This is a genomic window from Acidiphilium acidophilum (assembly GCF_033842475.1).
Lineage (GTDB): Bacteria > Pseudomonadota > Alphaproteobacteria > Acetobacterales > Acetobacteraceae > Acidiphilium > Acidiphilium acidophilum.
The window spans coordinates 2,796,516-2,809,383 of record NZ_JAWXYB010000018.1 but is presented as its reverse complement, the minus strand read 5'-3'; the positions used below and the strand labels follow the sequence as shown (position 1 = coordinate 2,809,383).

The 12,868-nt window shown below is 66.3% G+C and carries 10 protein-coding genes; 6 read left to right on the top strand and 4 right to left on the bottom strand.

All coding sequences use genetic code 11. From position 1 onward, the window contains the following. Positions 1-55: 55 nt before the first annotated feature. Both SIL87_RS15995 and miaA read right to left on the bottom strand, forming a co-directional pair. Positions 56-1,837: an acetolactate synthase 3 large subunit gene (locus SIL87_RS15995; RefSeq protein ID WP_319615127.1), complete on the bottom strand. Its 1,782-nt coding sequence runs from the start codon at positions 1,835-1,837 to the stop codon at positions 56-58. A gap of 53 nt (positions 1,838-1,890) precedes the next feature. Continuing rightward, positions 1,891-2,868, bottom strand: a complete 978-nt coding sequence (miaA, locus tag SIL87_RS15990) for a tRNA (adenosine(37)-N6)-dimethylallyltransferase MiaA (RefSeq protein ID WP_319615126.1) — start codon at positions 2,866-2,868, stop codon at positions 1,891-1,893. Here miaA and serB point away from each other — a divergent pair. The 6 genes from serB (at position 2,867) to rsmA (ending at position 10,624) form a co-directional block, all read left to right on the top strand. Next, on the top strand, positions 2,867-3,739 hold the full coding sequence (gene serB, locus SIL87_RS15985; RefSeq protein ID WP_319615125.1) for a phosphoserine phosphatase SerB: 873 nt from the start codon (positions 2,867-2,869) through the stop codon (positions 3,737-3,739). The genes miaA and serB overlap by 2 nt on opposite strands. A gap of 274 nt (positions 3,740-4,013) precedes the next feature. Continuing rightward, entirely contained in the window at positions 4,014-5,120 is a 1,107-nt protein-coding gene (lptF, locus tag SIL87_RS15980) for an LPS export ABC transporter permease LptF (RefSeq protein WP_319615124.1), read from the top strand. Beyond that, the gene (gene lptG, locus SIL87_RS15975) at positions 5,117-6,244 is read left to right on the top strand and encodes an LPS export ABC transporter permease LptG (RefSeq protein ID WP_319615123.1); all 1,128 of its coding nucleotides are present in this window, start codon (positions 5,117-5,119) and stop codon (positions 6,242-6,244) included. The genes lptF and lptG overlap by 4 nt, the downstream gene beginning before the upstream one ends. 3 nt (positions 6,245-6,247) lie before the next feature. Further along, positions 6,248-8,494: an LPS-assembly protein LptD gene (locus SIL87_RS15970; protein ID WP_319615122.1), complete on the top strand. Its 2,247-nt coding sequence runs from the start codon at positions 6,248-6,250 to the stop codon at positions 8,492-8,494. Continuing rightward, positions 8,491-9,780, top strand: a complete 1,290-nt coding sequence (locus SIL87_RS15965; protein ID WP_319615121.1) for a peptidylprolyl isomerase — start codon at positions 8,491-8,493, stop codon at positions 9,778-9,780. Before SIL87_RS15970 ends, SIL87_RS15965 begins: the two co-directional genes overlap by 4 nt. A 7-nt stretch (positions 9,781-9,787) precedes the next feature. After that, on the top strand, positions 9,788-10,624 hold the full coding sequence (rsmA, locus tag SIL87_RS15960) for a 16S rRNA (adenine(1518)-N(6)/adenine(1519)-N(6))-dimethyltransferase RsmA (RefSeq protein WP_319615120.1): 837 nt from the start codon (positions 9,788-9,790) through the stop codon (positions 10,622-10,624). Positions 10,625-10,716: 92 nt separating this feature from the next. Here the strand turns inward: rsmA and SIL87_RS15955 are convergent, their stop codons facing one another. Then, entirely contained in the window at positions 10,717-12,114 is a 1,398-nt protein-coding gene (locus tag SIL87_RS15955) for a sensor histidine kinase (RefSeq protein ID WP_319615119.1), read from the bottom strand. Continuing rightward, positions 12,104-12,799, bottom strand: a complete 696-nt coding sequence (locus SIL87_RS15950) for a response regulator transcription factor (RefSeq protein WP_319615118.1) — start codon at positions 12,797-12,799, stop codon at positions 12,104-12,106. Before SIL87_RS15950 ends, SIL87_RS15955 begins: the two co-directional genes overlap by 11 nt. Positions 12,800-12,868: the final 69 nt, after the last annotated feature.

Below are 12,868 nucleotides of genomic sequence, written 5' to 3'. Positions count from 1 at the left end.
TTTTTGCTGCTTTTTTACAAAAAAGCAGTGCTTGCCTTGCTTTCCTGCCGACGCCTCAGACGAGGACGAGCCCTTCATCGGTGATGCCGCGTGCGTCCTGCTCGTGTTCGGGGCCCAGGATCATGTCGTTATGGGCGGCGCCCGAGGGGATCATGGGGAAGCAGTTTTCGAAGCGGTCGACGTGGATGTCGGCGATGACGGGTTGATCTGAGGCGATCATTTCCATGATCACGCGGTCGAGGTCGTCGATCGTGTTGGCGCGGAGGCCGACGGCGTGGAAGCTTTCGGCGAGTTTGACGAAGTCGGGCAGGGCTGCCGAGTAGCTTTCGGAGTAGCGGCTGCCGTGCAGGAGTTCCTGCCACTGGCGGACCATGCCCATGTATTCGTTGTTGAGGATGAAGATTTTCACCGGCAGGCGGTATTGGGCGAGGGTGCCCATTTCCTGGATGTTCATCAGGATGGAGGCTTCGCCTGCGATGTCGATCACCAGGGCGTCGGGGTGGGCGAGCTGGGTGCCCATGGCGGCGGGGAGGCCGTAGCCCATGGTGCCGAGGCCGCCGGAGGTCATCCAGCGGTTGGGGTGTTCGAAGCGGTAGTGCTGGGCGGCCCACATCTGGTGCTGGCCGACTTCGGTGGTGATGTAGGTTTCGCGGTCCCGCGTGAGTTCCCAGAGGCGTTTGATGGCGTGCTGGGGTTTGATGATGGCGCCGGGGGCGTGGCTCTGGGTGAATTTCAGGCTGTCCTTGGCGCGCCAGGCTTCGATGCGGGCCCACCAGTCGGTCAGGGCGGCGCGGTCCTGGCGGGTGGCGTCGTTTTTCCAGGCCTCGATCAGGGCGCGGAGGGCGAGGGCGGCGTCCGCGATGATCGGGATGTCCACGACCACGTTTTTGTTGATGTTGGCGGGGTCGATATCGACGTGGATTTTTTTGGCGCCGGGGGCGAAGGCGTTGAGGCGGCCGGTGACGCGATCGTCGAACCGGGCGCCGAGGTTCACCATGACGTCGCACCCGTGCATGGCGAGGTTGGCCTCGTAGGTGCCGTGCATGCCGAGCATGCCGAGGAAGGCGGGCAAGCCAGCGGGGAAGGCGCCGAGGCCCATGAGGGTGGAGGTGACCGGCGCGCCGGTGAGGCGGGCGAATTCGCGCAGGAGTTCCGAGGCTTCGGGACCGGCGTTGATGATGCCGCCGCCGGTGTAAAGGATGGGGCGGCGGGCGGATTTGATCAGGCGGATGGCCTCCGCGATGCGCGCGGGGTCGGGTTCGGTGCGCGGGCGGTAGGAGCGGTGCGGGCCGGGGGCGGGGTCGTCATAAGGGGCCGGGTTGATCAGGATGTCCTTCGGGAGGTCGATCAGGACCGGGCCGGGGCGGCCGGTGCGGGCGACGTAGAAGGCTTCGTGGACGATGCGGGAGAGGTCTTCCGAGCGTTTGACCAGATAGTTGTGTTTGGTCGCCTGACGGGTGATGCCGGTGGTGTCGGCTTCCTGGAACGCGTCGTTGCCGATGAGGTGGGTGGGGACCTGACCGGTGAGGCAGACGACGGGGATGCTGTCCATCAGGGCATCGACGAGGCCGGTGACCGCGTTGGTGGCGCCGGGGCCGGAGGTGACGAGGACGACGCCGGTTTTGCCGGTGGAGCGGGCGTAGCCTTCGGCGGCGTGGACCGCGGCCTGTTCGTGGCGGACGAGGATGTGGCGAATGTCGTTTTGCTGGAACAGGGCGTCGTAAATCGGCAGGACGGCACCGCCGGGATAGCCGAAAATGACCTCGACGCCTTGGGCGCGAAGGGCACGGAGGAGGATTTCGGCACCGGAGAGGGCGGTGGTGGTCACGGCATTCATGGGTTCGTCCTGTGTGGTCAAGGGGCGAGAGGTAGCCCGCGATACCCTATAGGTCAACCCTCGTTGTTAATAAATGACATGATTTTGTTGTTAATACTTTCCGAAAATTGCGTTGCATGGCTGAATCGCGCATGGATCATTTGCGTGTCGGCGGGGTTCGTCAATCTCTGGTGGCGAAACCAGGTGGCCTGGCGTTTGGTGTAGGCGATGGTGGCGGCGATGGCGGCGGCGGCGGCGGCTTCGAGGGTGATTGTACCGGCGAGGTGGGCGCGGAGTTCGGGAACGCCGTGGGCGCGCAGGCCGGGAAGGGCGGGGTCGGGGGTGGTGGCGTCGATCCGGCGGATTTCATCGAGGGCGCCGGCATCGAGCATGGCGTGGAACCTTGTGGCGATGGCGGTGCGGAGATCTTCGCGCGGCGGGTCGAGCAGGATCAGACACGGGCGGTGGGTGGTGAGGGTTTCGCGCGGCTGGGCGTGGAAATAAGCGAGGCCGTGGCCGGTGGCGAGGAGGATTTCGGCGGCGCGGGCGAGGCGCTGGGAGTCGGTGGGGCGGAGTTTGAGGGCGGTTTCGGGGTCGTTTTCGGCGAGCCACGCATGGAGGCGGTGCGGGCCTTCGGCGGCGAGGCGGGCGCGGGCTTCGGCGCGGGCTTCGGGCGGAATCGCGGGGATGGCGGCGATGCCGTGGATCAATGAGGAGAGGTACATGCCGGTGCCGCCGCAGAGAATGGGGAGGGTCGCGGCCTGGAGTTCGGCGATGGCGGCGGTGCGCCACCAGGCGGCATCGACCGGTTGTTCGAGGGGGCGGACGCCGTAGAGGCGGTGGGGGGCGGCGGCTTCGTCGGCGGGGGTGGGGCGGGCGGTGATGATCCGCCAGTCGGCATAGCATTGCATCGCATCGGCATTGATGATGGTGCCGCCGAGGCGTGTGGCGAGGGTGAGGGCGAGGGCGGATTTGCCGGATGCGGTGGGGCCGGCGACGATGAGCAGCGGCCTTGCGGGCGGTGGGGTTATTGCTTTAGGCGGTCGGTCCATGAAATTCGTTCTGGTCCTGGTTGCGCCGCGCGACAAGATTGTTCTCACCGAGGCGATGGTGGCGCGGGTGCGCGCCTTGGTCGGCGGCGGCGAGGTTGGCTGGCTCTCGCCGGGCGAGGCAGCGGAAATTCCGTGCATGGTTGAGCCGGACCTCGCACTGGTGGGGGCTGCGCTCGATGGGGCGGGCGTGGATGCGCTGTGCGTGAAGGCGCGGGGGCGGCGCAAGGCGGTGCTGGTCGCCGATATGGACAGTACGATCGTGACGTCGGAAACGCTGGACGAACTGGCAGCCGAGGCCGGGGTGGGCGAGGCGGTGGCGGCGATCACCCGGCGCTCGATGGCCGGGGAACTGGAATTCGCCGGCGCGCTGCGCGAGCGGGTGGCGCTGCTGCGCGGGCTGGAACTCGCGGCACTGGAGCGGACCTGGCGGCGGACCGAGATTATGCCCGGCGCGCGGGAACTGGTGGCGACGATGCGCGCGCACGGGGCGGTGACCGCGCTGGTCTCGGGCGGGTTCACCTGGTTCACCGCGCGCGTTGCCGCCGAACTGGGGTTCGACAGCCATCGGGCCAATACCCTGCTCGACGACGGCTCGCGCCTGATCGGGGCGGTGAGCGAACCGGTGCTCGATCGTGACGCCAAACGCACGGCCCTTCACGAGGTCGCGGCGGCGCGAGGAGTGAAACTCGGCGCCTGCATGGCCGTGGGCGATGGCTCCAACGACGTCGCCATGGTGAGCGACGCCGGAATGGGAGTGGCCTATCACGCCCAGACCATCCTGCAGGCCGCCACCAAACTCCACATTAACCACGCCGACCTGCGCGCCCTGCTGTTCCTGCAGGGATACCCGGCCTCGGTGTTCAGGGGCTGAGCGCGGGTCAGGAAGGCCAGGGGGCGCTGCCCCCTGGACCCCCGCTAAGGGCGCGGCCCTTAGAACCCTGGAGTTTCAGGCGGGAGGAGGGCTGTCGAGGCCAGATCAGCGGAACGACCGAGGCCGCGCCCTCCTCCCGCCTGAAACTGGTGGATTCCAAAGGCTCCGCCTTTGGCGGGGTCGAGGGGCAGAGCCCCTCGCCTTGCTGCCCCCCGGCGCTGCCTTGCCATCGGGGCGGGGTATCGCCAAAAGGGCGGGCATGCGTTCGCCTTTCATGATATCCCGGCTTGATCGTTATGTGTTCGGCCAGTTGGCGTTGGGGCTGGCGGTGACGACGGCTGGGCTGGTGGCGTTGATCTGGCTGACGCAGTCGTTGCGGTTCATTCAGTTGATCGTTCAGCGCGGGTTGTCGCCGTTCGTGTTCGTGCATTTGACCGGGTTGTTGCTGCCGAGTTTTGTCGCGGTGATTTTGCCGATCACGTGTTTTATCGTGACGTTGTTTGTTTATGCGCGGCTGACGACGGACCGGGAGTTGACGGTGATGCGGGCGGCCGGGATGTCGGATGCGGCGATTGCGCGGCCGGCGCTCGGAATTGCGGTTGTGGGCATGGTGTTGTGCTGGATTTTGAATGTGTGGCTGGTGCCCGCGAGTTTGCATCAGTTCAGCAAGTTCGAGTTCGAGATTCGCAACAAGGTGGCGGCGTTTTTGTTGGAACCGGGGGTTTTTACGCCGATTCCCGGGCATATCACGGTGTATATTCAGAGCCGGGACAAGGCGGATGTGCTGCACGGGATATTGATCGAGGATTCGCGGCAGCCGGGGCAGCCGGCGACGATATTGGCGCGGACCGGGCGGCTGGTGGCGGGGCCGAACGGGCCGGAGGTGTTGTTGAAGGATGGGTCGCGCGAGCAGATCGACCCCAAGACCGGGCGGCTCAACGTGTTGAGTTTCAAGCGCAATCTGATCGATCTGGCGCAGTCGAGCACGGCGACGGACGATGCGGCGCCGAAGACCTCGGAGGCGACGATCTGGCAGTTGTTTCATCCCAACCCGGCGCAGATTCCGCCGGCGACGCGCAAGAAATGGCATGCCGAGGCGTGGCGGCGGCTGTTCACGCCGTTCGAGGTGATGTCGTATGTGATGGTGGCCCTGATTGCGGTGTTGCGCAGTCCGTTTCGCCGGCAGTCGAGCATTGCGGGGTTGGCGGCGGCGGTGTTCGGGGTGATGGCGCTGGTGGCCCTGGGGATTGGGGTGGATAGTCTGGCGGCGCGGCAGAACGGGTTGATTCCGTTGATATTGGTGGTGTCGGCGGGGCCGGGGCTGGTGTGCGGGATGATGCTGGTGCGGGGTGTCCATCGGCGGCGGATGGTTGCGGCATGAGGGTGCGGAGCGGGACGATGCCGCTGACGCTCTCGATTTATGTCGGGCGGCGGTTTCTGCTGGCGGTGCTGGGGATGCAGGCGGGGTTGACCGCGATCGGGTCGTTGTTCGATTTTCTGGATTTGCTGCGTCAGGCATCGGACAAGCCGCAGGCGACGTTCGGGCGGATCGTGGTGATGGAGATTCTGCGGGTGCCGTGGCTGGGGATGCAGATCCTGCCGTTTGCGGTGCTGCTGGGCGGGATTTTTGCGTTCTGGCGGCTCACGAGGTCGTCCGAACTGGTGGTGGCGCGGGCGAGCGGGGTTTCGGCGTGGCAGTTTCTGGCGGTTCCGGTTTTGTGTGCGGCGCTGGTGGGGGGGATTGCGACCACGGTGATCAGCCCGCTTTCGGCGGTGATGTTCGCGCGGGCGGAGACGTTGTATTCGATGTATCTGCAGGTGGGATCGGGGCCGCTGTCGCTCGCGGGGGGGCAGATGTGGTTGCGTCAGGCCGATCCGGCGGCGGGGCCGGGCGGGGTGGCGATTTTGCATGCGCGGGACGTTCATTTGAAGGGCAAGACGCTGACCACCGGGCATGTGACGATTTTGCGGCTGGATCGGCATACCAGACTGCATGACCGGATCGAGGCGCAGAGCGGGGTGTTGCGGCCGGGGGGGTGGACGCTGGAGCAGGTTTCGAAATTGCGGCCGGATCAGGCACCGGTGACGATGCCGAGCATGCGGTTTGCGACTGATTTGACCGTGGGACGGGTGCAGGAGAGTTTCGCGAGCCCCAGTGCGCTGTCGTTCTGGGCGTTGCCGCGGTTCATCCGGCTGTTGAAGCAATCCGGGTTTTCGCCGACGCGGCATGAACTGGCGTTTCAGAGCCTGATGGCGCTGCCGTTGCTGTGCGCGACCATGGCGCTGGTGGCGGCGGGGTTTTCGATGCGTCCGGCGCGGCGGGGCGGGGGGGCGCAGATGCTCGGGGCGGGGCTGGTGAGCGGGTTTGCCTTGTTCATGCTTTCGGAGGTTTCGGCGCAGTTCGGTAAATCCGGGGCTTTGCCGGTTTATCTGGCCGCGTGGGCGCCGGCGGCGGCGGGGCTGATGCTCGCGCTTGCGTTACTGCTGCATCTGGAGGATGGCTGAGCCATGAAGGGTGCGCGATGCCGCCGGCATAGTCATATCGTCGGGTCGGGAGCGCTGCTGGCCGCGCTCGGCCTCGGGCTGGTGAGCGCGCCGGTTGCGCGTGCGCAGATGGCGGGTCTGGTTTCCGGACCGCAGCGGCCGATCTCGAAATCGGCGCCGGTGACGTTTCTGGCCGACGGGGTCTCGTATGACCGGCAGACCGGGATCATTACTGCGACCGGGGATGTCGAGGCGTGGCAGAACGGGCATGTGCTGTATGCCGACAAGGTGGTGATCGACCGCAACAACAACACCGCCACCGCGATCGGGCATGTGGTGATGATGGAGCCTTCGGGCGAGGTGGCGTTCGCCAGGCGGGCTTATTTGTCGCAGGGCATGAAGAACGCGGTGATGCATGATGTCGCGACGATACTGGCCGAGAACGGGCGGATCGTCGCCAACGGGGCGCGGCGTTACGGCGGGGTGCTGAACGAGCTGAGCAAGCCGGTCTATTCAACCTGCGATCTGTGCAAGCGCAATCCGAACGCGGCGCCGCTGTGGCAGATCAAGGCACGCAGCGCGATCGATGATCTGCAGCACAAGGTGATCGAGTACCACGACGCGGAATTGCAGATTTACGGGTTTCCGGTGTTCTGGCTGCCTTATATTTCGCAGCCCGATCCTTCGGTGAAGCGCCAGAGCGGGATGCTCATTCCTTCGTTCGGGTCTTCGACCCATATCGGGGAATTTTTCGCGATCCCTTATTTCTGGGACATCAGCAAGAGCCAGGATGCGACGATCGTGCCGATCATCGCGACCAAGGCGGGGCCGGTGCTGGATGTGAAGTATCGTCAGGCGCTGAACGACGGCAAGCTGACGGTGAATATTTCGGCGGGCAAGGATCGCTACGCACAGAATACCGGCCTGTCGGATTCGATTTTCTCGAACGGGGTGTTCGACCTCAACGATACCTGGCGGGCGGGGTTTTCGTACAACCATACGTCGAGCGTGCAGTATCTCAACGATTTCCGGTATCTGCCGAATGCGGCGTTCCTGGCGTCGAACGCGTATATCGAGGGGTTCGGCGAGGGATCGTACGCGAAGATCAGCGCGGATACCTATCAGGGGCTGGTCGCGACCATCACCCAGAGCGAACTGCCGATTGTGGCACCCTATGCGCATTACGATTATTTCGGTGCGCCGGATGAATTCGGTGGCCGGTTCTCGATGGAAGCGAGCGCGTATAACGTGTTGCGGCAGGTCGGCACCCAGAGCCGGCGGGTGGCGGTGGTGGGCAATTACGATCTGCCGGGGACCGGGCCGGATGGGATTCTGCTCGATGCGCGGGTGCGGCTGGTGGCGGCGGGGTATACTGCGAGCAAGCTGAACGAGCAGCCGAATTATTCCAATGTGGGTTCGGCGCAGACCGCGCGGGCGATCCCGATCGGGGCAATCTCGGCGCGGTGGCCATTGGAGCGCAGCGCGGGGGATTGGGGCGAGCAGATCATTGAGCCGCGGGTGCAGCTGGAGGTCGCGCCGAGCTACGGGCTGGGGCAGACGCAGGTTATTCCGAACGAGGACAGTCTCGACTTCCAGTTTACCGATGCCAACCTGTTCAGCCTGCAACGCTTCGGCGGGCTCGACCGATTCGCCGGCGGATCGCGGGTGGATTACGCGTTGCAGGGCGCGTGGTACCTGCCGGGCGGGGCGTATGTGACCGGGCTGGTCGGGCAATCGTACTCGTTTCACAAGAGTCTGCTCTATCCGCCGGACAGCGGCTTGAACGACAATGTTTCGGACATTGTGGGACGGGCCACGGTGGCGCCGGTCTCGTGGTTCAGCGTGACGTATCGGACCCGGTTGTCGCATCAGGATCTGGGTGCGCGGATGATCGATACCTACGCGACGTTCGGCAACAAGACGCTGAGCGTCAATGGCGGGTATTTGTACACGACGACCAACCCGTATTACCTGTTCACCCAGCCTGGGCCGCCGCCGGCGGCGTATTATATTCCGCGCCACGAGTTCACCTTCGGCGCTTCGACCACGCTCATTCCGCACTGGACGCTCTCGGGCTCGACCCAGCGGAACATCCAGACCGGCCAGTTCGACAATGCGGCTCTGGCAGCGACCTGGCAGAACGAATGTACTGCGGTGAACGTCACGTTCTATCGGTCGTTCACCTCGTTCAACTACGATCACGGCACCACGACGCTGCTGATCAACATCACACTCAAAACGCTCGGCAACTTCGGATTCAGCGCCCTATGAAATCACTGCTTCGTTTCGGCTTTTCGCTCGGCCTCGGGGCCTTGTGCCTGGCACCGCTGCATCGGGGGCATGCCCAGGATGCCGGGGGAGCGCGTATCGCGGTGGTGGTGAACGGAGCGGTGATCACCAATCAGGATGTCGATGCGCGGGCGCGGCTGTTCGCGCTTTCCGCCGGGCTGCCGCAGAACCCCGAGGTGCTCGACCGGCTCAAGCCGCAGATCACCAGCGAGTTGATCGATCAGGCGTTGCAGCTTCAGGCGATCGAGCGGCACAAGGTGGTGGTGCCGCAGGACAAGATCGCGGCGGCGCTCGCGCGGATCGACAAGGCGAACGGGCTGCCGCCGGGCGGGTTGCAGAAGAAGCTGGCGGCGGTGGGGATTCCGTATTCGACCCTGGTGCAGCAGTTCCGCACCGAACTCGGCTGGACCGATGTGCTGAAGAAGGAACTCGGCGAAAATCTGCGCCCGACCCGTGAGGATGTGCTGGCCGAGCAGCGGGCGATGAAGCACGAGCTGGGGCAGACGCAGTATCATGTCGCGGAGATCTTCATTCCGATCGAGCGGCCCTCCGACGAGGCCAACGCCAAGCGGTTTGCCGATACCGTGATCAAGCAACTGCGCAACGGCGCGCCGTTCCCGGTGGTCGCAGCGCAGTTCAGCCAGAGCCAGAGCGCCTTGACCGGGGGCGATCGCGGCTGGGTGGCGCCCGACCTGCTCGACCCGACGGTGCGCGCGATCGTGGAGCGGATGCCGGCGGGGGCGATTTCGGACCCGGTGCGGGTGGCCGGCGGGTTCGAGATCGTCAACCTGCTCGGCACCCGCAAATTCGGCGAGGTGAAGGAGACCACGCTGCATATCCGGCAGGTGTTCCTGCCGTTCCCGGCGCCGTTTCAGGGCGGCCAGCCGACGGCGGGGCAGCTTGCGGTGCTGAGCCATGCGACCGCCATGCGCGGCGGGTTGCATGATTGCAGCGCGGTAAGTGCGGCCAATGCGGCGGCGGGAAATGTGCGCAAGGCCGATCCCGGGCCGGTGAACCTCGCGACCGTGCAGCCTGCCGCGTTCCAGAGCCTGCTCTCCGGCCTGCCGATCGGGCAGATCAGCCAGCCGCTGGTCTCGCATAATGGGGTGGCGCTGGTGATGGTGTGCTCGCGCAAGACCAGCACCACCGGGCTGCCTTCGCTCAACGAGATCGGCAGTCTGTTGATCCAGCGGCGGGTTTCGCTCGAATCGCAGCAGTTGATGGATACGCTGCACCGCAACGCCGTGATCCAGCGCGAACCCGGCTGATAGCGCGATGCGCCCGCCGCTGCGGGAGGTGATCGCGCGGCACGGGCTGGCGACGCGCAAATCGCTCGGGCAGCATTTCCTGCTCGATGGTCATCTGCTCGAACGGATCGTGCGCTGCGCCGGGGACCTCGATGGGGTCAATGTGCTTGAAATCGGACCGGGACCGGGCGGGCTGACCCGCGCCTTGCTCGACAGCGCGGCGGCCAGCGTCACCGCCATCGAAATCGACCCGCGCGCGGTTGCCGCGACCTCCGAACTGCTTGCGGACCATGGCGACCGGCTGCGGATCGTCGCGGCGGATGCGCTCGAACTGGCGCTTGAGACGATTGTTCCGCCACCGCGCGCGATCGTGGCCAACCTGCCCTATAACGCCGGCACCGCAATGCTGGTGCGCTGGCTGCATCAGGCCGGGGATTTCCGCTCCCTGACCCTGATGTTTCAGCAGGAAGTCGCGGAACGGATCATCGCTCGCCCCGACACACCCCATTACGGGCGGCTTGCCGTGCTCGCGGCCCTGACCACGACCGGGGCGATCGCGCTGAACGTGCCCGCCGCTGCCTTTTCACCACCGCCCAAAGTCGAATCCGCCGTGGTCCGCCTGATCCCCCACGCCAGCCAGCCCAGCCCCGCCCGGCTCGCCACCATCGGCCGGATCACCGCCGCTGCCTTCGGGCAACGCCGCAAGATGCTGCGCGGCGCCCTCAAATCGCTCGGGGGTGCGGCCCTGCTGGAGCAGACCGGCATCGACCCGCAACGGCGCGCTGAGACGCTTACCCCCGCCGACTACGTCGCTCTGGCAGAGGCGCTGGAACGGCGTGAGACGCCGGGTGGCGTGAGGGAGTAAGGGCAGGAACTGATAGATTCCAAAGGCTCCGCCTTTGGCGGGGTCGAGGGGCAGCGCGCCTCGCCTTGCTTGCCTTCCCTACCCTCACGCCCTCACCCGGAGATCTCATATCCGTTCAGGATCAGTGTCACGGTGAGGCCGTGGCTGTCGGGGTGGGTTGGGGTGAGGGTGAGGGTGGTGTCGTGGAGGGTGGCGATGGCGGCGGCGAGGGGCAGGCCGAGGCCGTGTCCGGTGGTGGTGCGGCTGGGGTCGAGGCGGCCGAAGCGGCGGAGGGCTTCGGCGTGGCGGGGTGCAGGGATACCGGGGCCGTTATCGGCGATGGCGATGGTGATGGTGGGTGGGGTGGAGCGGGCGGTGAGGTGGATGGTGGAGGGCGCGGGCGGCGTTGCGCGGCCATGGGTAATGGCGTTTTCGAGCAGGTTGGCGAGGCATTGGGTGAGGAGGGTGGCGTCACCCTCGATGGTGAGGTTGGGGGCGATCGTGGTGAGGAGGGTGGCGCCGGCGTCTTCGGCGACGGCTTCGTAGGTTTCGGCGATTTCGGTGAGCAGGGTGGTGAGGTCGATCGGAGCGAAGCCGGTGCGGCGGGCACCGGATTCGATCTGGGCGAGACGGAGGATGCCGGCGGCGAGGGCGAGGGTGGCATCGACCTGGGTGATGGCATCCTCGATGGCGGGGACGATGCGGGCGGGGGTCAGGCGGGTGGGGTCGAGCAGGAGGAGTTCGAGGGATTCGCGCAGGCGGGCGAGGGGGGAGCGGAGGTCGTGGGCGATTTCATCGCCGACGGCGCGGATATTGTTCATGAGGTCTTCGATGCGGGCGAGCATGGTGTTGATGACGGTGGCGAGGTGGTCGAATTCGTCGCCGGCTCTGGAGAGGGGGATGCGGCGGGTGAGGTCGCCTTTCATGATGGTTTCGCCGGCTTCGCTGACCGCTTCGATCCGTGAGAGGGCGCGGCGTCCGAAGGCGATGCCGCCGGCGAGGCCGAGGGCGAGGGTGACGATGAAGGCGAGGATGAAGCTGCGGCGGATGAGTTGGTCGAGTTCGACCAGAATGGTGGCGTTTTCAGCGACCAGGAGGGTCGCGCCGGTGGTGCCGAGCGGTTCGGCGCGGGCACGCAGGTTGGTGATGTGGGGGGCGAAGGGGTGGGATGCCGGGGCGGTTAGGTTGTGCCAGCCGGGGCGCGGCATCGGGATTGCGAGGTTGCCGGCGATCGGGTGGCCGGTGGGGCCGGTGAGGAGGTAGAACGTGCCGCCGGGCGGCGCGGCGATGGCGGCGCGGACGGCGGCGGTGATTGCGGGCAGGGGGGTGGTGGGGCCCTGGATGGTGATTTCGGCGATTTCGTTGTCGATATCGGCATCGATCGTGGCGCGGATGGCGCCGAGCGTGCCGAGATAGACGATGGCGAAGACGATTCCGGTGCTCAGGGTCGCGAAGCCGACGCCGAGGGTGGCGAGGCGGACGCTGGTGGTGCGGAAGAGTCTAGGTTTCATCGGCCAGCCGGTAGCCGGCACCACGGATGGTGTGGATGAGTTCGGGTTCAGGGCCGGTGCGGAGTTTGGCGCGCAGGCGGGAGATGTGGGATTCGACGACGCTGGTTTGCGGGTCGAAGTGAAAGCCCCAGACGTCTTCGAGCAGCATGGTGCGGGTGACGACTTCGCCGGCGTGGCGGGCGAGGTAGTCGAGCAGGGCGTATTCGCGGGGCTTGAGGGTGATGGAGCGGCCCGCGCGGGTGACGCGGTGGGTCAGGCGGTCGATTTCGAGGTCGGCGATGCGGATGGTGGTGGCGGCGGGTTTGGTGCTGCCGCGCCGGATCAGGGCGGCGATCCGGGCGCTGAGTTCGGCGATGGCGAAGGGTTTGACCAGATAATCGTCGCCGCCCGCGCGCAGGCCCGCGACCCGGTCGTCGACCCCGCCGAGTGCGGTGAGGAACAGGACGGGTGTGGCGATGCCGGCACCGCGCAGCATGCGGAGCAGGCCGAGACCATCCAGGCCGGGCAGCATGCGATCGACGATGACGACGTCCCACTCCTCGCCGCCCGCGCGCAGCAGGCCAATGCGGCCATCGGGCGCGATCGTGACGGCATGGCCTTCGGGGGCGAGGCCGGCGCGGACCAGTTCGGCGCTGCGGGCATCGTCCTCGATCAGCAGGATGTTCAGGCCGCGTCTGGGCTCCATGCCGGTAGGTGGAGCGGGGAATCGGGCGGCAGGTCAAGCCGGTTTTCGGCACATTACAGAATGACACAG